Origin of the sequence: Kitasatospora viridis (assembly GCF_007829815.1) — a bacterium.
In the GTDB taxonomy this organism is placed as follows: Bacteria; Actinomycetota; Actinomycetes; order Streptomycetales; family Streptomycetaceae; genus Kitasatospora; species Kitasatospora viridis.
Genome location: NZ_VIWT01000001.1, coordinates 3,633,109 through 3,654,501 on the forward strand (window position 1 = coordinate 3,633,109; position 21,393 = coordinate 3,654,501).

Below are 21,393 nucleotides of genomic sequence, written 5' to 3' on the forward strand. Positions count from 1 at the left end.
AGGGAGACCCAATGGCAGACAGCGACGACAAGCTGCCGAAGTACCGTCGGATCGCCGACGCGCTCAAGGACGCCGTCAACTCCGGCCAGTACGCGGCCGGCGACCGTCTGCCCGGCGAGAACGACCTCATGGAGACGTACGGCGTAGCCCGCATGACCGCGCGTCAGGCACTTGGCGTCCTGCAGAGCGAGGGCATCGCCGAGGCCCGCAAGGGCGCCGGAGTCTTCGTCCGCGACTTCCGTCCACTGCGGCGTCGCGGCATCCAGCGTCTGGCTGAGGCGCAGTGGGGTTCCGGGCGCTCGATCTGGGCGGCGGACATCGACAACCGGGAGCTGGAAGTCGACCAGGTCGATGTCTCGGTTGCCGTCGCACCGGAGCGGATCGCCGACACGCTCGGCCTGGAACCGGGCGACTCCGTGTGCGTTCGTCAGCGCCGGTTCGTCCTGGACGGCAAGCCCGTGCTGCTCTCCACCTCTTACCTCCCCGCCGCCCTGGTGGCCGGCACCCGGATCATGCAGGAGGACACCGGCCCCGGCGGCACCTACGCCCGCCTCGCCGAGATCGACGCCAAGCCGGCCCACTTCCGTGAGGAACTCCGCTCGCGGATGCCCACAGCCGACGAGACCGCCGCCTTGCAACTTGCGGCAGGGACCCCGGTGATCCTGATCTGCCGGACAGCGTTCGCACAGGACCACCGACCCGTCGAGGTCAACGAGATGACCCTCGACGCCGCCTCCTACGTCCTGGAGTACGACTTCGACGCGTGAGGCCGAGCGCCGGCTCGCAGCTCTGGTCGTCCAACGGATCGTTCAGGTAACCCACTTGGGTAGCTCGCGGAGGCCTAGCGTTGGCTCATGCCTCTCGACCCGGATGACTCGCGTCCCCCGTACCAGCAGGTCAACAGCGCCCTGCGGGCTTCGATCCTCACCAAGCAGCCTGGCTTCGAGACCGGTGACAAGCTGCCCTCCGGCCCTGAGCTGGCGAGGCACTTCGGCGTGGCGCGCGGGACCGTGGACAAGGCGCTGGACCTGCTCCGGGTCGAGGGGATGATCGTGACCCGCCAGGGGAGTGGGTCCTTCATCCGGGAGCGGCTCTCTCGACCGGTCGGGTTGCGGCCCCATCTTGAGGCGCCTTCGAGCAGCAGCAGGTGACCCTCGACTTCGCCGGGTTGTCCAGCGAGACGCTCCACAACGCTATGCAGGAGCCGTTGGACAAGGTCCGTTCTGGCCGGCTCGCCCCTGAGCCCATCGCAGTGCGGCTCCTGTTGCCCGACACCACCGAGCCGATGGCCGTGCCGGTGCTGGTGGACGGCCTGCGCGATGAGGTCGCGCTGCCTGAGCGAGCCCGGAACATCGCGCTGACCGCCGCCGGCGGGATCGCTCACTCGGTGGAGGTGCTGGCCGAGCTGGGCCTGGTCCAGTCGGCCACCGTCCAGGTCAAGGTCCACCGGGGCGCCAGCCTCTTCAAGCTGTACGTCCTGAACGGTCAAGAGGCGTTCTTCGGCTTCTACCCGCTGCGCGAGCGCACCGTGACCATCGGGGACTCGGCCCACACCTTCTATGACGTGACCGGCAAGGACGCCACGCTGTTCCACCACGTGGCTGGCCCGGATGAGGCCTCCCTGGGCTCGCAGTACGTTCAGCAGGCCACGATGTGGTTCGAGAGCGTGTGGTCCACGATCGCCTACGAGCGTCAGCCGTGAGTGCCGTTGCGCAGCGACTCACCGAGGTGCTCCGACCGGTGACGCACGTGCTGCTGGACTTTGACGGTCCGGTCTGCGGGGTCTTCTCTGGTCTTCCCGCTCCGGAGGTTGCCCGGCGCCTCCGCCGGGTTCTGCCCGACGACGGGCAATGCCAGGCGATCGGCGCGACCGAGACGGACCCACTTTCTCTGCTTCGGTCGATTGCGCACTTCTGGCCTGACCTGGCTGGTGATGCCGATGCGGCGCTGACCGCGCTTGAGGTCGAGGCTGTCCAATCCGGCCGGCCCAACCCCGAGGGCGAATCCGTTCTGCGCTCCTGTGCTGTTACCGGCCGCCGTGTATCGATCGTTAGCAACAACTCGGGTGCGGCCATCGCCCGGTACCTTGCTGACCATGGGCTGAGTGATCTAGTGGCGGGTGTCTTTGGGCGCCCCCCTGGCGACCTGTCGTCCATGAAGCCCAGCCCGAGGCTCCTGCTTGGCGCCATGGAAGCTGCGGGAACCGATCCGGAACACTGCATCTTCGTTGGTGATGCCGTCCGTGATGTTGAGGCTGGTCACTCCGCAGGAGTCCGGACGATCGGCTACGCCAATAAGCCGGGAAAGGACGCAAGGCTCGCCGCCGCCGGGGCCGTGGTGGTGGTGGACTCCATGGCTCTCATCTCAGACGCATTGACTTGATCCGCGAGCCGTCAGCGGCTGGCGGGACTGGGAGCGTTTCCAACGCCTGTCCGCTATCCGGTGAATCTTGGGATCAGCTGGCAGATTTTGCGGAAGGCGCAGATCCGAGTCCAACTGGTGGAATAATGGTGACATCGAACTTCAGGAGGTCACGATGGTTCAGCGTCAGGTAGCTGCCCTCTACGCAACTCCCGCAGTGACCCTACTGCTGAAAGATCTCCAAGAGGCGACACGGGCGAATCCGCGCGGAGGTCCTCAGAACTACGTGCCGCCCAATGGTGGTGAGATCGCTGAGGCGAACTACCACCACTTCGTCTTCGGCCAGCGAGGGTCCGGTAAGTCAAGTCTGTTGCGGCATCTTGAGCAGCTGTCCGGCGCCGATGGGCGGATCTCGGTCTGGATCGATGAAGAGGTCTTTGCGAATCTCAGTTATCCTGATGTCTTGGTCAGCGCAGTCCATGAGCTGATCAAGGGCGTTCGAATTGCACTCTTGAATAAAGTTGGTCCAGCGCCTAAGCGTGGAATGGTCAAGCGAATCTTTCGTATCGCCGAGAAGTTGAATGAAAACCAGATTCTCGCAAACTCGCTTGCCCAGTCCGCCCGCGACCTCGAAATGCTGAAATTTGCACCTTTGGACCGCAAGGTCCAGTGGACTATCAGTAGTGAATCATCGGAGACGGCCGGAGTCAGTGCTGGTCTCAAGATGAATATCGTTTCACTTGATTCAAAGATTGAGGAAACGGGGAAGCTTGCCGTATCTTCGAGTGAAGTGGTTGAAGGCTCCAAGGAACAGTATCTCGAAAGGGCTCTTACTAACTTCAGGGGCCTTCTGACCGAGGCGGCCAATATTACGGGCGGCGGGTTTGTTTTCGTCGACGACCTGTACCAGTTGCGACGAGACGTTCAGCCTCTCGTTCTCGGCTACCTGCATCGGCTCGTGAAGGATACTGGCCTTTGGCTCAAGATCGGGACTATTCGGTATTCGACCATCACCTTTAAGCCGGGTGACCCGCCCCGGGGTATGCAGATCGGTCATGATGCTCACGAGGTTCCACTTGATCGCGGGCTCCGGCACTTCAGGTCTACTCAGGAGTTCCTCGAAGAGATTTTGGTGAAGATCGCGTCGAAGTCGAACGTCGACGTGCAGGCGCTCTTTACGGATGAGACGAGGAAGCGACTGGTGCTGGCAGCCGGAGGGGTCGCTCGGGACTACCTTCGCTTGGCCGCTGGTTCCATCACTGAGGCGAGAAATCGCGGAGTGAGCGAGAAGAGCGGTTCGCATCGCGTCATCGTTGAAGATGTGAATAAGGCCGCAGGGGGATTGTCTCCTAGTAAGCTTGCGGACCTAAGTAAGGACGAGCCCGGCGAGGCTCAACAGTTGGAAAATCTAGTCAGGCAGCTCACGGAATTTTGCCGAGAGCACAAGTCGGCCTACTTCTTGGTCGCCACAGATGAGGCCGGACTGACCGAGCAGATTGACAAGCTTCAGCACCTTCGATTCACTCATCTGCTTTATGAGAGTGAGACGGTTCCGGACAAGGGGTCCCAGCGATTCAATGTCTGGCTGCTCGACGTGGCTGAACTCAGTGCTCAGAGGGCGACACAGAACATGGACTTTCTGAAGTGGGATCGGCGAGAGAACCGAAGGAATCGGAAATTGATTTTCACGATCCCGGAGCCTGCTGCCTCTGACAAGAGCGCCGCCTCACCTGCGGTGGCTGGTCAGGGCGAACAGCTTCGGTTGGGGGAGGAGTAGGGATCGGCGCCAGCATCGGCAGGTGAACCAAGATCCGGACCAGTGGCGGACCAGGGTCAGCGCACGATCGGAAGTTGCCTGGTGAGAGCAGGGCTGACCAGCGGCCTGTAAATCTGTCGCGCAAGCTACGCAGGTTCGAACCCTGCACCAGCCACAGGATCCTGAGAAGGCCCCTGATCTACGGAAACGTAGACCGGGGGCCTTCTCGCGTTCCCGGGCCGGACGCGCCGTCAGGGGCCCGTTGGGAAGTGGTCGCTCGGCGTCAGGGGTGCGTCAACGGGGCGGGGGCCGGGCTGGGCGGGGGTTGGGATGGGGGCGGAGAGCAGGTCGGCGCAGGCAGTGGAGGGTGAGATGGGCGGGCGGCGGGTCGTTGTCGGGGTGAGCGGGTCGCTGGGGAGTCTGGCGGCGTTGCACCGGGCGGCGGGGCTGGCGCGGGAGACGGGGGCGGAGCTGGTCGTCGCGCTGGTGTGGACGCCGCCCGGTGGGGAGCACAGTTTCCGCAGGGCCCCGTGTCCGCCGTTGCTGTCGGCGTGCCGGGATGCGGCGGTGGCCCGGTTGCGGGAGGCGATGGGGCGGGCCTTTCCGGCGGGGTTGGAGGGGGTGCCGCTGAGTTGTGTGGTGGTGCGCGGGGAGCCGGGGGCGGGCCTGGTGGCGACCGCGGACCGGGTGGACGACCTGCTGGTGGTGGGCGCGGGTGGCCGGCCCTGGTGGCGGCGGGTGCTGCGGGCGCCGGTGGCCGGGTACTGCGTGAAGCATGCCGGGTGCCCGGTGCTCGCGGTGCCGCACCTGGAGTTGCAGCGGGAGTTGGGCAGGGTGGAGGCTCTGCTCAGCCGCTGATCCGCACGGTGACCAGGAAGTTGGTCTGGTCGGGTGCGCAGGGCTTGGCCTCGCCGCAGACGTGCCGACTGGCCGTCAGTTGCACGCTGCCCGCGGCTTCGGCGGTGAAGGGGAAGTCGACGGAGGCGCAGCCTTCGCCCGGCGGGCAGCTGACGGGGGAGCTGCTGACCGTTCCCGGGGTGAGCAGCTTGGCGTCGGAGCTGCTGACGGGTGACCAGTAGCTGCTGGTGAGGTGGATGACCACCTGCTGGCCGACCTCGGCGGCCACGGTGGTGCCGTTGGCGCTGTCGGTGAGTCGCAGTGGTGGTGGGGCGCTGGAGGCAGTCGTGCCTCCGCAGCCGGCCACTCCGACCATTCCCACTGCCAACCCGAGAAGAATCGCGCAGAGTCCGCGTCGCATCGCCGTCCGCCTTCCGAGCCGCCGGAACCGTTCCCTGGTCCGACGCAGGACCCCGCTCCGGGGATCCCCGCTGGTCAGGGAGATGATGGGCCGTCAGGCCCCGTCAACGAAGCGTAAGGGAACTCGGCGCCCGCGTATCGAACGCGTATGGACCCGGCGGCGGCCGAGTCCGCGGCCGGGACGATGCCGGGAGTGCCGTGAGCGGCGCCACCGACCATGGAGGACTGCGATGTCACTGACCCCGGAGATCGCCGAACAGGCCGCCGAGCCGCCGAGTACCGACGCGGCCCCGGGCGGCGGGCACGGCGAGCGCGACCGGCTGAGCGCCCTCGGCGGACTGGCGGCGCTCTCGCTGGACGCGATGGCCTCGGTGGCCTACGGCCCGGAGTCGATCGTCCTGGTGCTGGCCGCGGCCGGCAGCTACGGGCTGGGCTTCACGCTGCCGGTGACCGTCGCCATCGCGGTGCTGCTCGCCGTGCTCACCGCCTCCTACCGGCAGGTGATCGCCGCCTTCCCGGACGGCGGCGGCTCCTACGCGGTGGCCAAGACCCACCTGGGCCGGCGCACCGCGCTGACCGCCGCGGCCTCGCTGGTGATCGACTACATCCTCAACGTGGCGGTCAGCGTCACCGCCGGGGTGGCCGCGCTGACCTCCGCCTTCCCAGGCCTCTACCCGGACCGGGTGTGGCTCTGCCTGGCCGTGCTGGTCCTGGTCACCGGGGTCAACCTGCGCGGCATCGCCGAGTCGGCGCGCTGGTTCATGCTGCCGACCGCGGTCTTCGTCCTGTCGATCATGGCGATCGTGGTGGTCGGCCTGTTCCGCTCGCACCCGGCCAGCACCGCCGCGGCGGCCGGGCACGCCTCGGTGCTCGCGCACAACGCCACCGGGGTCGGCGCGCTGCTGCTGCTCAAGGCCTTCGCCTCCGGCTGCTCGGCGCTGACCGGCGTGGAGGCGGTGGCCAACGCGGTGCCCAGCTTCCGCACCCCGCGGGTGAAGCGGGCCCAGCACACCGAGGTGGCGCTGGGCGCGGTGCTCGGCGTGATGCTGATCGGCCTCGCCGTGCTGATCGGCCGGTTCAAGCTGCAGCCGGTGGACGGCGTGACTCTGCTGGCCCAGCTGGCCGACGCCTCGCTCGGCCACGGCTTCGGGTTCTACCTGGTGCAGTTCTCCACGGTGGTGCTGCTGGCGCTGGCCGCCAACACCTCGTTCGGCGGCCTGCCGGTGCTGATGCGGCTGCTGGCCCGGGACAACCACCTGCCGCACGTGTTCGCGCTGCGCGCCGACCACCAGGTGCACCGGCACGGCGTGCTCTTCCTGGCGGCGGTCTCGGCCGGCCTGCTGGTCGCCTCCGGGGGCGACGTGAACAGCCTGGTGCCGCTGTTCTCGATCGGTGTCTTCGTCGGCTTCACCATCTGTCAGGTCGGCATGGTGCGGCACTGGGCGCTGGAGCGCGGCAAGGGCTGGCGCGGCCGGGCGGCGATCAACGGCTTCGGCGCGTTGCTCACCGGCGTGGCGACCCTGGTGGTGACCGGCACCAAGTTCACCGAGGGCGCCTGGGCCGTGGTGGTCGCGCTGCCGCTGCTGGTGCTGCTCTTCGAGGCGGTGCACCGGGCGTACGGGCGGATCGGCGAGCGGCTGGAGCTGGGCCGGATCCCCGGTCCGGTGGTGCGGCAGCGCTCGACCGTGGTGGTGCCGGTGCACTCGATCACCCGGATGACCCGGGAGGCGCTGGCCGCGGCGCTCTCGCTGGGCGACGAGGTGCTGGCGGTCACCGTGGTGCCGACCGAGCCGGACGCCGAGGACCAGCAGGCGGTGGCGGCGCTGCGCCGGGACTGGGAGCTGTGGCAGCCGGGGGTGCCGCTGGTCGAGGTGCCGGACCCGCACCGGCGCCTGGGCAAGCCGCTGGTCGGGTTCGTCAACGGGCTGTCGGCGGAGCGGGTCACGGTGCTGATCGCCGAGGTGGAGCCGGAGCGGCTGTGGCAGCGGGCGCTGCAGAACCAGCGCGGCATGTTGATGGACCGCGCGCTGCGCCGGCACACCGAGGCGGTGGTCTGCCGCCTGCGGCTGCACATGTGACTCCCGGCAGAGCGAGCAGACGGCAAGGGATCCAGGCCACAACGCCGTTGCACCCTCGACTTGTAAGGCCCGTACCGGGGGTGGATCCATCAATCAGAGACGAAATGTCACGATTGACCTATATGACAGATAACAGCCTGATATTTTGACGGGCTCTTAACGCCACCTCTTAACGCGCGCGCCGCCCCCGACAGCAATCCGGCGCACCGCCCCTGGCCTGCGGAAACGCCCACCGCCGAGGCGGAGCTCAGCCCTCCGTACCCCCGCGAGTCACCCCTTGCCCATACGGCCAGGACGCATACGCTCCCGGATGTGTTCAATGTGCCCTCGGCGCTCAAGCGCCTCGTGATCGGCAAGGCCATGCGCAGCGAGGAGCTCGGGGAGACCCTGCTCCCGAAGCGCCTGGCCCTGCCGATCTTCGCGTCCGACCCGCTCTCCTCGGTGGCCTACGCCACCGAGGAGATCCTGCTGGTGCTCACCGTCGGCGGCACCGCGTTCCTCTACCTCACCCCGTGGGTCGCGCTCGGCGTGGTCGCGCTGATGGCGGTCGTGGTGCTCTCCTACCGCCAGGTCGTGCACGCCTACCCGGGCGGCGGCGGCTCCTACGAGGTGGTGACGCGCAACCTCGGGGCCAAGGCGGGCCTGGTGGTGGCCGCCTCGCTGATGGTCGACTACGTGATGACCGTCGCGGTGTCGGTGGCCTCCGGCGTGGACAACATCATCTCGGCCTTCCCGGGCCTGGGCGACTACCGGGTCGTGATGGCCTGCGGCTTCGTGGCGATCCTGGCCGCGATGAACCTGCGCGGGGTGCGCGAGTCCGGCAAGGCCTTCGCCGCGCCGACCTACCTGTTCATCTTCGGCATCCTGTTGATGGTGATCACCGGCTTCGTCAAGATGGCCTTCGGGCACGCCCCGGTCGCCTCCAGCGCCAAGTACGCGATCATCCCCACCGACCACAACGGCACCCTCGCCGGGGTCGCGCTGATCATGCTCGGCCTGAAGGCCTTCGCCTCCGGCTGCACCGCGCTGACCGGCGTCGAGGCGATCTCCAACGGCGTGCCGGCCTTCCGCGCGCCGAAGTCGAAGAACGCCGCCACCACGATGTCCTGGATGGGCATCACCGCCGTGGTGATGTTCATCGGCATCACCGTGCTGGCCCTGGTCGCCAAGGTGCACAAGACCAACGACTCCTGCCAGTTGGTCGGCTACCCGGGCGACTGCCACACCGCCTCGCAGCCCACGGTGATCGCCCAGCTCGCCTCGTCGATCTTCGGCGGGGACCACAGCCCGCTCTTCTACTTCATCCAGGCCGCCACCGCGCTGGTGCTGATCCTGGCCGCCAACACGGCCTTCAACGGGTTCCCGCTGCTCGGCTCGATCCTGGCCCAGCACCGCTACCTGCCCCGGCAGTTCCACACCCGCGGCGACCGGCTGGCCTTCTCCAACGGCATCATCGCGCTGGCCGCGGTGAACATCCTGCTGCTGTGGTTCTACAAGGCCAACGTGGACAACCTGATCCACCTCTACATCCTGGGCGTCTTCACCTCCTTCACGCTCTCCCAGATCGGCATGGTCCGGCACTGGAACGAGGTGCTGCGCGGCGAGAGCGACCCCAAGGTGCGGGCCGGCGCGCAGCGCTCCCGGGTGATCAACGCCTTCGGCGCCTGCACCACCGGCCTGGTCTTCGTGATCGTGATGGCCACCAAGTTCCTGGAGGGCGCCTGGCTGGCGGTGCTCGCCGCGATCGTGCTCTTCGTGATGATGCGCGGGATCCGCAAGCACTACGACTCGGTCTCCGAGGAGCTGGCGGTGGAGGACCCGCGGGCCGATTCGGTGCGGCCGTCCAGGGTGCACGGCATCGTGCTGGTCTCCAAGCTGCACAAGCCCACCCTGCGGGCGCTGGGCTACGCGGAGGCGTTCCGCCCGGACCTGCTGGAGGCGGTCACCGTCGCGGTGGAGAAGGAGGACACCGAGGAGCTCAAGGCGCAGTGGGAGCAGTACGACCTGCGGGTGCCGCTCAAGGTGCTGGACTCGCCGTACCGCGAGATCACCAAGCCGGTGGTCGCCTACGTCCGCTCGGTGCGCCGCAACAGCCCGCGGGACGCGGTGGCGGTCTTCATCCCCGAGTACGTGGTGGGCCACTGGTGGGAGCACTTCCTGCACAACCAGTCGGCGCTCTGGCTGAAGAGCCGGCTGCTCTTCACCCCCGGCGTGATGGTGATCAGCGTGCCGTGGCAGCTCTCCTCGGCGCCCAAGGGCGACCACCCGGCCCGCCGCGGCCCGGGCTCGGTGCGCCGCGGCGAGCCGCTCGTCGAGGGCACCGGCCGGCGCGAGCCGATCGCGGCTCCCGAGCGGTCCTGACGGACGGTCCCCGAGAGACCTCCTGACGGAGCACCAGCGCCGCCCCGTCGACGGGCCCCGGGCACTGCGCCCGGGGCCCGTCGCCGTGCCGCCCCGACGGCGCTGTCCCGACCGGGCGGGGCCGGGTCGCCGGGCGGCCGGCGGGCCCGGATCGCTTAACGGCGTGATCACGGCGGCGTTAGGGCAGCGTCAAGGGCCGTAAGGACGTCGTCAACATGGCGGAACCACCCGTATGGAGGGCGTCAACAAACGCCGGAGCGCCTCGAACAGACGATTTGCTTCTGGGGCCGGTAGCCCTTGCCGGCGTCGTGCGGAGCCCTGGGGCCGCCCACGGCAACGTTCCTGAAGCAACTGGTGGAGCTCATGCTCGATCTCGTCTTCGTCGGCCTCACGGTCCTCGTGTTCGCCGTCCTCGCTCTGATCGCCAAGGGGGTGGAGAAGCTGTGAGTGCCGAGAACATCGCTGGCCTGGTCATCGCAGTCGCGCTCATCGGCTATCTCGTCGTGGCGCTGATCCACCCGGAGAAGTTCTGACATGGGTTCCACTCTCGCCGGGTGGCTGCAGGCCCTCGCCCTCGTCGGCGCCCTGGCCCTTTGCTACCGCCCGCTGGGCGACTACATCGCCCACCTCCTCACTTCCGCCAAGCACCTCAGAGTCGAGCGCGGCCTCTACAAGGTCGTCGGCGTGGACGGCGACGCCGACCAGCGCTGGTCGGCCTACCTGCGCTCGGTGCTGGCCTTCTCGGCCGTCTCCGTGCTCTTCCTCTACGGCTTCCAGCGGCTGCAGAACCACCTGCTGCTCAGCCTGGGCGACAAGGCCGTCAACGCGCACAGCTCGTGGAACACCGCCATCTCGTTCGTGACGAACACGAACTGGCAGGACTACAGCGGCGAGAACACCATGGGCCACCTGGTCCAGATGGCCGGTCTGGCGGTGCAGAACTTCGTCTCCGCCGCCGTCGGCATCGCGGTGGTCGCCACCTTGATCCGCGGCTTCACCCGCAGCAAGACCGACCGGGTCGGCAACTTCTGGGTCGACCTGACCCGGGTGAGCCTGCGTCTGCTGCTGCCGCTGTCGATCGTCTTCGCCCTGGTCCTGGTGGCCAACGGCGTGATCCAGAACTTCCACGGCTTCAGCCACGACATGGCGGGCCTGGGCGGCGACACCGTCAACATCCCGGGCGGCCCGGTGGCCTCCCAGGAGGTCATCAAGGAGCTGGGCACCAACGGCGGCGGCTTCTTCGGCGCCAACTCGGCCCACCCGTTCGAGAACCCGAACGGCTTCACCAACGTGCTGGAGATCTTCCTGCTGCTGGTGATCTCGTTCTCGCTGCCCCGCACCTTCGGCAAGATGGTCGGCGACAACCGCCAGGGCTACGCGATCGTCTCGGTCATGGGCCTGTTCTGGGCCGGCTCCGCGGCCGCGATGACCTTCTTCGAGACCCATCCGGCCGGCACCGCGCTCAAGGCGGCCGGCGCGGCGCTGGAGGGCAAGGAGGTCCGGTTCGGCGAGTGGGGCTCGGCGCTGTTCGCCTCCTCGACCACGCTGACCTCCACCGGTGCGGTGGACGCGGCGCACGACTCGCTCACCCCGGGCGGCGGCGGCGTGGCGATCTTCGACATGATGCTCGGTGAGATCGCGCCCGGCGGTACCGGTTCGGGCCTGTACGGCATGCTGGTCCTGGCGATCGTCGCGGTCTTCGTGGCCGGTCTGATGGTCGGGCGCACCCCGGAGTACCTGGGCAAGAAGCTGGGCGGGCGGGAGATGAAGTTCGCCTCCCTGTACATCCTCACCACCCCGGCCATCGTGCTGGTCGGCACCGGTGTGGCGATGGCGCTGGGCGGCGAGCGGGCCAACATGGGCAACACCGGGGCGCACGGCTTCTCCGAGGTGCTGTACGCCTTCACCTCGGCGGCCAACAACAACGGTTCCGCGTTCGGCGGACTGACCGTCGTCTCGCCCTGGTGGGACACCGCGCTGGGCCTGGCCATGGTCTTCGGCCGGTTCCTGCCGATCATCTTCGTGCTGGCCCTGGCCGGCTCGCTGGCCAGGCAGCAGCCGGTGCCGGCCAGCGCGGGCACCCTGCCCACCCACAAGCCGCTCTTCGTCGGTCTGCTCTCGGGCGTCGTCCTGATCGTCGTCGGCCTCACCTACTTCCCGGCCCTGGCTCTCGGGCCGATCGCGGAAGGTCTGCACTGATGTCCACCACTCTCACTCCCGCCCCGGCCGACCAGGGGACGGCCGCCGCCCCGCACAGAGCCGCCAGCAACCTGCTCGACCCCAAGCTGATCCTCAAGTCGCTGCCCGACGCGGTGAAGAAGCTCGACCCCCGGGTGATGTTCAAGAACCCGGTGATGTTCGTGGTCGAGGTCGGCTCGGTGGTCACCACCGTCTCCGCGATCGCGCACCCGTCGGTGTTCGCCTGGGCGATCACCATCTGGCTGTGGCTCACCACGATCTTCGCCAACCTGGCCGAGGCCGTGGCCGAGGGCCGCGGCAAGGCCCAGGCCGACACCCTGCGCAAGGCCAAGACCGAGTCGGTGGCCCGACGCCTGATCAACTGGCCCGCCAGCAATGACGAGGAACAGGTGCCCGGCACCGCGCTGCGCCTGGGCGACCACGTCGTCATCGAGGCCGGCCAGGTCATCCCCGGCGACGGTGACGTGGTCGAGGGCGTGGCCTCGGTGGACGAGTCGGCGATCACCGGCGAGTCCGCGCCGGTGATCCGCGAGTCCGGCGGCGACCGCTCCGCGGTGACGGGTGGCACCAAGGTGCTCTCCGACAAGATCGTGGTGAAGATCGCCACCGAGCCCGGCAAGTCGTTCATCGACCGGATGATCGCGCTGGTCGAGGGCGCGGCCCGGCAGAAGACGCCGAACGAGATCGCGCTCAACATCCTGCTGGCCTCCCTGACCATCGTCTTCCTGGTCGCGGTGGTCACCCTGCAGCCGATGGCGACCTTCGCGGGCGCCCCGCAGTCGATGATCGTGCTGGTCGCGCTGATCGTGGCGCTGATCCCGACCACCATCGGCGCGCTGCTCTCGGCGATCGGCATCGCCGGCATGGACCGCCTGGTGCAGCGCAACGTGCTCGCCATGTCCGGGCGCGCGGTCGAGGCGGCGGGCGACGTCAACACCCTGCTGCTGGACAAGACCGGCACCATCACCCTGGGCAACCGCCAGGCTGCCGAGTTCCTGCCCGCCCAAGGCGTCACCAAGGACGAGCTGGCCAACGCAGCCCAGCTGTCCAGCCTGGCCGACGAGACCCCCGAGGGCCGCTCGATCGTGGTGCTGGCCAAGACCGACTACGGTCTGCGGGCCCGCGAGCAGGGCGAGTTGACGCACGCGACCTGGGTGCCGTTCACGGCCCAGACCCGCATGTCGGGCGTGGACCTGGCCGAGGAAATGGGGGCGGAGCGAAGCGACTCGGACAAGGGTGGTGGTGGGCGACGGGCGGGCGGCGTGCACCAGGTGCGCAAGGGCGCGGCCGGCTCGGTCGCCAACTGGGTCACCGAGAACGGCGGCACGGTCGGCGACGACATCGCCCAGCTGGTCGACGGGATCTCCGCGGTCGGCGGCACCCCGCTCACCGTCGCCACGAAGATCGGCGACGCCCCCGCCCGGGTCCTCGGGGTGATCTACCTCAAGGACGTGGTCAAGGAGGGCATGAAGGAGCGCTTCGACGAGCTGCGCCGGATGGGCATCAAGACCATCATGATCACGGGTGACAACCCGCTGACCGCCAAGGCGATCGCGGAGGAGGCGGGCGTGGACGACTTCCTCGCCGAGGCCACCCCCGAGGACAAGATGGCCCTGATCAAGAAGGAGCAGGAGGGCGGCAAGCTGGTCGCGATGACCGGCGACGGCACCAACGACGCCCCCGCCCTCGCCCAGGCCGACGTCGGCGTGGCGATGAACACCGGCACCATGGCGGCCAAGGAGGCCGGCAACATGGTGGACCTGGACTCCAACCCCACCAAGCTGATCGAGATCGTCGAGATCGGCAAGCAACTGCTGATCACCCGCGGCGCGTTGACCACCTTCTCGATCGCCAACGACGTGGCGAAGTACTTCGCGATCATCCCCGCGATGTTCGCCAGCGTGTACCCGGGCCTGCGGCACCTGAACATCATGGGCCTGCACAGCCCGACCTCGGCGATCACCTCGGCGATCATCTTCAACGCCCTGGTCATCATCGGCCTCATCCCGCTGGCCCTGCGCGGCGTCAAGTACCGTCCGTCCAACGCCAGTTCCCTGCTGGCCCGGAACATCGGGGTGTACGGAATCGGCGGCCTGATCGTGCCGTTCATCGGAATCAAGGCGATCGACCTGATCGTCCAGTTCATCCCCGGTCTGCGCTGAGCAGCGGAAGGAGGAGAAGAGAATGTCCAAGCCCCTGCCCGCCCCGGTGCGCACCTACTGGACCGCGCTGCGGATGCTGCTCGTCATGACGGTGATCCTCGGCGTCGCCTACCCGCTGCTGGTCACCGGGATCAGCCAGGTCGCCTTCGCCGACAAGGCGAACGGCTCGGTGGTGAAGTCCGCCGACGGCACCCAGATCGGGTCCAGCCTGCTGGGCCAGAACTACAACCTGCCGAAGAAGAACCCGAACGACGCCAACGAGGTGGCCCAGCCGGACCCCAAGTGGTTCCAGCCGCGCCCCTCGGCGGCCAGCTACGACCCGCACCTGTCGGCGGCCAGCAACCTCGGCCCCAACGACGCCGGCCTGACCAAGTCGGTCCAGGACCGCCGCGCCGCCATCGCCGCCTTCGACGGCGTGGACCCGTCCACCGTGCCGGCCGACGCGGTCACCGCCTCCGGCTCCGGCCTGGACCCGGACATCTCGGTGGCCTACGCCAAGGAGCAGGTCAACCGGGTGGCCAAGACCCGCGGCGTCAGCGCCGACCAGCTCGACCAGCTGATCGCCAAGTACACCGACGGCCGCTCGCTGGGCTTCCTCGGAAACCCCGGCGTCAACGTGGTGCTGCTCAACAAGGCAGTGAGCGAACTCAAGTGACGACCCGTCAGATCTGATGCCCCGGACCGGCCCGCTCGCGCGGGCCGGTCCGGTCACGTCTTCGGCCCACCCTCGGAAGTGAGGAAGCAATGGCTCGCGACCTAGCCGCCACCGCCCCGCCACGGCGCGGGCGGTTGCGGGTGTACCTCGGCTCGGCTCCGGGCGTCGGCAAGACGTACCGGATGCTGGACGAGGCCCGTCGCAGACAGGAGCGCGGTGCCGACGTCGTGGTGGGCTACATCGAGTGCCACGGCCGCAAGCACACCGAGGAGATGCTCCGGGGCCTGGACGTGATGCCGCGGGTGACCCGGTCCTACCGGGGCACCGACTTCAACGAGATGGACCTGGACGCGATCCTGGCCCGCCGCCCCGGCGTGGTGCTGGTCGACGAACTGGCCCACAGCAACATCCCCGGCGGCCGGCACGCCAAGCGCTGGGAGGACGTCGAGGAGCTGCTCGCCGCCGGCCTGGACGTGATCACCACGGTCAACGTCCAGCACCTGGAGAGCCTCAACGACGTGGTCCAGAAGATCACCGGGACGCCGCAGCGGGAGACCGTGCCGGACGAGGTGGTCCGCCGGGCCGACCAGATCGAACTCGTCGACATGGCGCCGCAGGCCCTGCGCCGCCGGATGGCCCATGGGAACGTCTACAAGGCCGAGAAGGTGGACGCCGCGCTCTCCAACTACTTCCGGGTCGGCAATCTGACGGCGCTTCGGGAGCTGGCCCTGCTCTGGGTGGCCGGCCGGGTGGACGAGGGCCTGCGCGACTACCGGGCCGAGCACAACATCGACCGGGTCTGGGAGACCCGGGAACGCGTGGTGGTCGCCCTCACCGGCGGCCCCGAGGGCGAGACGCTGATCCGCCGCGCCGCCCGGATCGCCGACCGCACGGCGGCCGGCCAGCTGCTCGCCGTGCACGTCACCCGCAGCGACGGCCTGGCCGGCGCCTCCCCGGGCGCGCTGGCCGCCCAGCGCCGGCTGGTCGAGTCGCTGGGTGGCAGCTACCACGTGGTGGTCGGCGACCACATCCCGACCGCGCTGCTCGGCTTCGCCCGGGCCAACGACGCCACCCAGCTGGTGCTCGGCACCAGCCGGCGCGGCCGCACCGCCCGGTTCCTGACCGGTCCGGGCATCGGCGAGACCACCGTGGACGCCTCCGAGGACATCGACGTCCACATGGTCACCCACGAGTTCACCGGCCGGGGCCGGCTGATGCCCTCGCTCGGCCGGCGGCACTCCCAGCGGCGCACGGTGGCCGGCTTCGCCTCCGGCCTGGTGGTGCCGTTCGGCTTGACCGCGCTGCTCTCCCAGCTGCACCACCTCAACCTGACCACCGACGCGCTGCTCTTCCAGCTCGGCGTGGTCGCGGTGGCGCTGCTCGGCGGCTCGGTCTCGGCGCTGGTCGCCGCACTGGTCGCCTCGCTGCTGCTGAACTACTACTTCATCCCGCCGGTGCACACCTTCACCATCGGCGAGACCAACAACGTGATCGCGCTGGTGGTCTTCGCGGTGGTCGCGCTGACCGTCTCCACGGTGGTCGACCGGGCGACCCGGCAGACCGGCCGGGCCGCCCGGGCCACCGCCGAGGCGCAGAGTCTGTCCACCCTGGCCGGCACCGTGCTGCGCAGCCGGGAGAGCGACGGCTCGGCGATCCCCACCCTGCTGGAGCTCTCCCGCAACACCTTCGGGCTGGACTCGGTGGCGCTGCTCTCCCGGGAGTCCGGCGAGGTGCTGAACCGCAGCGACGCCTCCGGCCCGCCGGCGCCCGACGCCGACAGCACCTCGGTGCCGGTCGGCTCGGACGCGCTGCTGATCCTCACCGGCCGCCGGCTGCCGGCCGACCAGCAGCGGGTGCTGGCCGCCTTCTCGGCGCACGTCGCCACCGCCCTGGAGCACGACCGGCTGGCCGCGGTGGCCGCCGAGGTGGAGCCGATCAAGGCCGCCGACAAGATGCGCACCGCGCTGCTCGCCGCGGTCAGCCACGACCTGCGCACCCCGCTGGCCGCCGCGCTGGCCTCGGTCGGCTCGCTGCGCAGTCCGGACGTCGAGTTCTCCCCCGAGGACGTGGCCGAACTGCTGGCCACCGCCGACGAGTCGCTGCTCAAGCTGACCCGGCTGGTCGACAACCTGCTGGACATGAGCCGGCTGCAGGCCGGTGCGCTCACCCTGCACCTCGCCCCGGTGCACCTGGACGAGGTGCTGCCCCGGGCGCTGGACTCGCTGCTGGACCCGGACGCCCCGGTGCAGCCGCTGGACCTGGAGACCTCGCCCGCCGTGCTGGCCGACCCGCCGCTGCTGGAGCGGGTGCTGGCCAACGTGATCACCAACGCGCTGCGGCACAACGCCCCCGGCGCGCCGGTGCTGGTCAGCGCGAGCGCCTACCCGCGCCCGGAGCCGGGCGGCCCACCCGCCCGGCAGGTGCAGATCCGGATCGCCGACCGCGGCCCGGGCATCCCGGCCGCCGACCGGGAGCGGGTCTTCCTGCCGTTCCAGCGGCTCGGCGACACCGACAACACCACCGGCGTCGGCCTCGGCCTCGCCCTCTCCCGCGGCCTGGCCGAGGCGATGGGCGGCGCCCTGGAGGTGGAGGACACCCCCGGCGGCGGCACCACCATGCTGCTCACCCTGCCCGTCGCGCCGGGGGAGACCGTGACGGAGGAGGGCCCGTGAGCCAGATCCTGATCGTCGACGACGAGCCGCAGCTGCTGCGCGCGCTGCGGATCAACCTGCGGGCCCGCCAGTACCAGGTGGCCACCGCCGACACGGCGGCCGCCGCGCTGGACGCCGCCGAGCGCAGCCGGCCGGACGCCGTGCTGCTCGACCTGGGCCTGCCCGACCTGGACGGGGTGCAGGTGATCCACCGGCTGCGCGACCGCGGCCAGGTGCCGATCATCGTGCTCTCCGGCCGCAGCGGCGCGGACGACAAGATCCAGGCGCTGGACGCCGGCGCCGACGACTACGTCACCAAGCCGTTCCTGATGGACGAGCTGTTCGCCCGGCTGCGCGCGGTGCTGCGCCGCCCGGGCACGGCCGCCCCGCTGGCCCGGGCGGTGATCGGCGACCACGTGGTGGACCTGACGGCCGGCACGGTACTGCCCGTGTCCGGTGCCGGCCAGGGCGAGGCCCAGGTGCGGCTCACCCCGACGGAGTGGAAGATCCTCACCATGCTGCTGGCCAGCCCGGGCCGACTGCTGCCGGGCCGTCAGATCCTGCGCGCCGTCTGGGGCCCGGGCCACGAGGAGCGCGGCAACTACCTGCGGGTCTACCTGGCCGGGCTGCGCCGCAAGCTGGAGCGCGACCCGGCCCGGCCGCGGCACCTGATCACCGAGCCGGGCATCGGCTACCGCTACGAGCCCTGAGCCACCGTCAAGACGCGTTAACAACGCGTCAAGACCGTGCTCACGGGCGCCAAGGGGGCGTCAAGGCGGGGGCAGCCGCACCCGGGTCGGTCTAGCTTCGACACCGGGAACGGCGCTACTCCGGGGGAGCCGGCTGGGGGGCCGGACGGAGCGGTGCTGTGAACGGGGAGGACGCGCGGCGATGGCAGTCGAAGAGAGAACGGCGACCGTACCGGGGGAGGCTCCGTCCAGGGGGACGGATCCGGGTACCGCGCAGGGCTCGGCCGTGCCGCGCGTCCCGGGGGTCCGGGCCTACACCGGCTGGTGGGCCACCATGGCGCTCACCCGGCTGCGCGGCGTCGAGGACTGGACCACCCCGCGCCGGATCCGCGCCCTCACCGCCCTCGCCCTGGCCGCCCTGCTGGCCTTCGCCGGCCTCACCGCGAGCGTGCTCACCGGCGCCCGGGACAGCGCGGACGAGATAGGCCACCGGGCCGCCCCGCAGGCCGTCCGGGCCGCCGACCTCTACTTCGCGCTCGGCGACATGGACGCGCAGGCCGCCAACCTGCTGCTGCTCGGCTCGGACAGCCAGTACGCGGCCCAGCGCCCGGCCGTGCAGGCCACCTACGAGCAGCGCCGCAAGCAGGCCGACGCCGACCTCGAACAGGCCGCCGAGGCGGTCGGCGGCGACCCGAAGGCCCGCAAGGCCGCCCAGGACGAGCTGGACGGCCTCGGCCACTACGAGGCGCTGGTCGGCCAGTTGACGGACCAGGAGAACGCGGCCAAGGCGAGCCCCGGCCACCCGCCGGCGGACGCCCTGGCCAGCTACCGGCAGGCCACCGACCTGCTGCGCACCACCCTGCTGCCGGGCGCCGACCAGGTGGCCGCCGCGAACGCCGCCACCGTCGACCACAGCTACTCCGACGAGCACTCGGCGCTCTCGGCCGGCTTCTGGGAGCTGCTGGCGCTCGGCCTGCTGGCGCTGGCCGCGCTGGCTGCGCTGCAGCGCCTGCTGGCGGTCCGGTTCCGCCGGCTGCTCTCCCCGCCGCTGCTGCTGGCCGGCCTGTTCACCGCGGCCGGCCTGGTCTGGGGCCTGGCCGCGTCCTCCGCGGCCGCCGACCAGCTGCACACCGCCAAGGTGAGCGCCTACGACTCGGTGATCGCGCTCGGCCGGGCCCGTGCGGTGGCCTACGACTCCAACGCCGACGAGAGCCGCTGGCTGCTGGACCCGTCCCGGGCCGCCCAGTACGAGCAGAGCTACCTGGCGAAGAGTCAGCAGGTCGCCGGCTTCGACGCGGTGACCCAGTACCCGCAGTACCTGCCCGCGCTCAACGACGCGGTGGCGGCCCACCGCGGCAGCGAGTCGGCCGTCCCGTTCAAGGGCTACCTCGGCGACGAACTGCGCAACATCACCTTCCCCGGCGAGCAGCAGGCCGCCGACCGGCTGCTGGAGGACTACCGGACCTACCAGGCCGACGACACCACGATCCGCGCGCTGCAGGGCCAGGGCCGGCTCGCCGAGGCGATCGCCTTCGACACCGGCACCGGGCACGGCCAGTCGGACGGCGACTTCAACCAGCTCAGCGACGACTTCGACCAGGTGATCGGGATCAACCAGTCGGCCTTCGACCGGGCGATCGCGAGCAGCGACTCCGACCTCGGCGCGGTCACCGCCGCCGGCCTCGGAGCGCTGGCCGCCGCCGCGCTGGTGCTCACCCTGCTGGCGGTGCGGCCCCGGCTGCGCGAGTACGCCTGACCCGCCGTCAGCGGCCGGGCCGGCCCCGCGTCAGTGCGGGTGCCCGCCCTGCCGGGGCAGCGCCAGCGCCACCGTGTCGGCGAACTCCCGGACCGCGCTGGTCCGGGAGACCACCCGGCCGCTGTGCACCACCAGCCGGCTGTGCCCGCCGGCCAGTGCCCCGGGCAGGTGCTCGCCGCGCACCGCGAGCAGCTCGGCCGGGAAGCCGGCGTCCACCCGCACCGGGACCAGCCCCATCAGCAGCCGGGCCTGCCCGCTGACCGCCTCGTAGGCGGCGGCCGGGCTGAGCACCCCGCCGGCCGCCAGCAGGTAGGCGGCCTCCAGCGGATCTGCCCGGCCGACCGGGTTGGCCGCGTCCCGCAGCGCCCCGCTGCCCGCCGCCATCGGCACCTGGTGGTCCCTCAGCTCGCGCAGCACGGCCGGTCCGAGGCCGGCCGGCGGCCCGGCCAGCGCGCCGCAGCCGCCGTTCTGCGGCAGGCAGACCACCCGGACCCCGGCGGCCCGCAGCACCGCGCCGCCGCCGGCCGTCAGCAGGTCGCACGGCCCGAGCGAGACCCCGGGGCGCAGCGGGGCCAGCGGGGCGGTCAGCCGGGCCAGCAGCGCCGGGTCGGCGCCGCGCAGGTGCAGGTCGACGGGGCAGTCGAACTCGGCCGCCAGCTCGGCCACCAGCTCGGTGAACCCGACCGGGTCCGGGTCGGCTTCGGGGCAGCCGCCGATCGCGTCCGCGCCGAGCCGCAGCGCCTCGCGCAGTTGGGCCCGCCCGTCGGCCCCGGCGGTGCCGGTGAGCACCCGGGGCACCGCCACCGCCTGCAGGTGGGCCAGCCCGCGCAGCGCCTGCCGGGCGGTGAGCACCGCCTCCAGCTCGCGCAGCCCGAGCGCGTCGCCGATCCGCACGTGGGTGCGCTGGGCGGTGGCGCCGTAGCCGAGCGAGGTGAGCGCGGCCTCGGTCACCCGGCGCACCGTGCCGGTCCCGTCCTGGGCCTGGCCGCCGGGGTCCGGCGCGGTGAAGGCGGTGTCGTGGTGGGCGTGCGGCTCGGCCGGTGCCGGCAGCAGCAGATAGCCCGTCAGGTCGATCCGGGCCCCGGAGGCCACCACCGGCTCGGTCCCGGTGCCGGCGCCGACCGGCAGCGCGGAGAGCGGCAGCGGGCCGAGGCTGCCGGCGGTGCCCACGGCCTGGATCCGGTCGCCGCTGATCCGCACGTCCACCAGCCGGCCGTCGACCAGCCGGGCCCCGGCGAGCAGCAGCACCGGCCCGTGGTCCAGCGGATTGCCGCCCTGCACCCCCGATCCCGGCTGGCCCGATCCCGGCCGGCCCGGCTGCTGGCCGTCGGGGGGTGCACTGTCCGGGCTCATCCGCGGGCTCCTCCCTGAAGATCACTGGCCGCCGAGCCTATGGCGCACCGGCCCCCCGACCGCGCAGGCTCGCGCTGACCGCGGGGCGGAAGCGCCCGCCGGCCCCTCGAACGCG

17 protein-coding genes are annotated in these 21,393 nt (G+C 70.5%); 15 read left to right on the plus strand and 2 right to left on the minus strand.

The genetic code is table 11. The features are described 5' to 3' along the window. The first annotated feature begins 11 nt into the window (after positions 1–11). The 6 genes from FHX73_RS16230 (at position 12) to FHX73_RS16255 (ending at position 4,975) form a co-directional block, all read left to right on the plus strand. On the plus strand, positions 12–767 hold the full coding sequence (locus FHX73_RS16230; protein WP_145905689.1) for a GntR family transcriptional regulator: 756 nt from the start codon (positions 12–14) through the stop codon (positions 765–767). A gap of 87 nt (positions 768–854) precedes the next feature. Beyond that, a complete protein-coding gene (locus FHX73_RS46270) occupies positions 855–1,151 on the plus strand; it encodes a GntR family transcriptional regulator (RefSeq protein WP_246213557.1) in 297 nt (98 codons plus the stop codon). Further along, complete coding sequence (locus tag FHX73_RS16235) at positions 1,148–1,702, plus strand: hypothetical protein (RefSeq protein WP_246213558.1); 555 nt, start codon at positions 1,148–1,150, stop codon at positions 1,700–1,702. The genes FHX73_RS46270 and FHX73_RS16235 overlap by 4 nt, the downstream gene beginning before the upstream one ends. A 38-nt stretch (positions 1,703–1,740) precedes the next feature. Beyond that, the gene (locus FHX73_RS16240) at positions 1,741–2,382 is read left to right on the plus strand and encodes an HAD family hydrolase (protein ID WP_246213559.1); all 642 of its coding nucleotides are present in this window, start codon (positions 1,741–1,743) and stop codon (positions 2,380–2,382) included. A gap of 154 nt (positions 2,383–2,536) precedes the next feature. Further along, positions 2,537–4,138, plus strand: coding sequence for a hypothetical protein (locus FHX73_RS16245; RefSeq protein ID WP_145905691.1), 1,602 nt, complete (start codon positions 2,537–2,539; stop codon positions 4,136–4,138). A gap of 351 nt (positions 4,139–4,489) precedes the next feature. Continuing rightward, complete coding sequence (locus FHX73_RS16255; RefSeq protein WP_145905692.1) at positions 4,490–4,975, plus strand: universal stress protein; 486 nt, start codon at positions 4,490–4,492, stop codon at positions 4,973–4,975. Here the strand turns inward: FHX73_RS16255 and FHX73_RS16260 are convergent. Further along, positions 4,965–5,342: a hypothetical protein gene (locus tag FHX73_RS16260; protein WP_145905693.1), complete on the minus strand. Its 378-nt coding sequence runs from the start codon at positions 5,340–5,342 to the stop codon at positions 4,965–4,967. The two genes, FHX73_RS16255 and FHX73_RS16260, sit on opposite strands and share 11 nt — an antisense overlap. A 262-nt stretch (positions 5,343–5,604) precedes the next feature. Between FHX73_RS16260 and FHX73_RS16265 the strand changes: the two genes are divergently transcribed. From FHX73_RS16265 to FHX73_RS16305, 9 genes are all read left to right on the plus strand, one after another. Continuing rightward, a complete protein-coding gene (locus FHX73_RS16265) occupies positions 5,605–7,452 on the plus strand; it encodes an APC family permease (RefSeq protein ID WP_145905694.1) in 1,848 nt (615 codons plus the stop codon). A gap of 360 nt (positions 7,453–7,812) precedes the next feature. Then, entirely contained in the window at positions 7,813–9,813 is a 2,001-nt protein-coding gene (locus FHX73_RS16270) for an APC family permease (protein WP_145908323.1), read from the plus strand. Between the two features lie 443 nt (positions 9,814–10,256). Further along, complete coding sequence (gene kdpF, locus FHX73_RS16275) at positions 10,257–10,346, plus strand: K(+)-transporting ATPase subunit F (protein WP_145905695.1); 90 nt, start codon at positions 10,257–10,259, stop codon at positions 10,344–10,346. A gap of 1 nt (position 10,347) precedes the next feature. Continuing rightward, complete coding sequence (gene kdpA / locus FHX73_RS16280; protein WP_145905696.1) at positions 10,348–12,012, plus strand: potassium-transporting ATPase subunit KdpA; 1,665 nt, start codon at positions 10,348–10,350, stop codon at positions 12,010–12,012. Beyond that, complete coding sequence (kdpB, locus tag FHX73_RS16285) at positions 12,012–14,174, plus strand: potassium-transporting ATPase subunit KdpB (protein WP_145905697.1); 2,163 nt, start codon at positions 12,012–12,014, stop codon at positions 14,172–14,174. Before kdpA ends, kdpB begins: the two co-directional genes overlap by 1 nt. Before the next feature lie 22 nt (positions 14,175–14,196). Continuing rightward, entirely contained in the window at positions 14,197–14,829 is a 633-nt protein-coding gene (kdpC, locus tag FHX73_RS16290; protein ID WP_145905698.1) for a potassium-transporting ATPase subunit KdpC, read from the plus strand. 89 nt (positions 14,830–14,918) lie between these two features. Further along, the gene (locus FHX73_RS16295; RefSeq protein ID WP_145905699.1) at positions 14,919–17,501 is read left to right on the plus strand and encodes a sensor histidine kinase; all 2,583 of its coding nucleotides are present in this window, start codon (positions 14,919–14,921) and stop codon (positions 17,499–17,501) included. Then, a complete protein-coding gene (locus tag FHX73_RS16300) occupies positions 17,498–18,190 on the plus strand; it encodes a response regulator (RefSeq protein ID WP_145905700.1) in 693 nt (230 codons plus the stop codon). The genes FHX73_RS16295 and FHX73_RS16300 overlap by 4 nt, the downstream gene beginning before the upstream one ends. A 265-nt stretch (positions 18,191–18,455) precedes the next feature. Continuing rightward, complete coding sequence (locus FHX73_RS16305; RefSeq protein ID WP_145905701.1) at positions 18,456–19,925, plus strand: hypothetical protein; 1,470 nt, start codon at positions 18,456–18,458, stop codon at positions 19,923–19,925. Between the two features lie 30 nt (positions 19,926–19,955). Here FHX73_RS16305 and FHX73_RS16310 read toward each other — a convergent pair whose 3' ends face one another. Next, on the minus strand, positions 19,956–21,278 hold the full coding sequence (locus FHX73_RS16310) for an amidohydrolase family protein (protein WP_145905702.1): 1,323 nt from the start codon (positions 21,276–21,278) through the stop codon (positions 19,956–19,958). Positions 21,279–21,393 lie beyond the last annotated feature (115 nt).

Excerpts from the sequence above, each read along its gene's own strand:
- FHX73_RS16230 (WP_145905689.1), top strand. The coding sequence starts at position 12 with ATGGCAGACAGCGACGACAAGCTGCCGAAGTACCGTCGGATCGCCGAC.
- FHX73_RS46270 (WP_246213557.1), top strand. The coding sequence starts at position 855 with ATGCCTCTCGACCCGGATGACTCGCGTCCCCCGTACCAGCAGGTCAAC.
- FHX73_RS16245 (WP_145905691.1), top strand. The coding sequence starts at position 2,537 with ATGGTTCAGCGTCAGGTAGCTGCCCTCTACGCAACTCCCGCAGTGACC.
- FHX73_RS16255 (WP_145905692.1), top strand. The coding sequence starts at position 4,490 with ATGGGCGGGCGGCGGGTCGTTGTCGGGGTGAGCGGGTCGCTGGGGAGT.
- FHX73_RS16265 (WP_145905694.1), top strand. The coding sequence starts at position 5,605 with ATGTCACTGACCCCGGAGATCGCCGAACAGGCCGCCGAGCCGCCGAGT.
- FHX73_RS16270 (WP_145908323.1), top strand. The coding sequence starts at position 7,813 with ATGCGCAGCGAGGAGCTCGGGGAGACCCTGCTCCCGAAGCGCCTGGCC.
- kdpA (WP_145905696.1), top strand. The coding sequence starts at position 10,348 with ATGGGTTCCACTCTCGCCGGGTGGCTGCAGGCCCTCGCCCTCGTCGGC.
- kdpB (WP_145905697.1), top strand. The coding sequence starts at position 12,012 with ATGTCCACCACTCTCACTCCCGCCCCGGCCGACCAGGGGACGGCCGCC.
- kdpC (WP_145905698.1), top strand. The coding sequence starts at position 14,197 with ATGTCCAAGCCCCTGCCCGCCCCGGTGCGCACCTACTGGACCGCGCTG.
- FHX73_RS16295 (WP_145905699.1), top strand. The coding sequence starts at position 14,919 with ATGGCTCGCGACCTAGCCGCCACCGCCCCGCCACGGCGCGGGCGGTTG.
- FHX73_RS16310 (WP_145905702.1), bottom strand. The coding sequence starts at position 21,278 with ATGAGCCCGGACAGTGCACCCCCCGACGGCCAGCAGCCGGGCCGGCCG.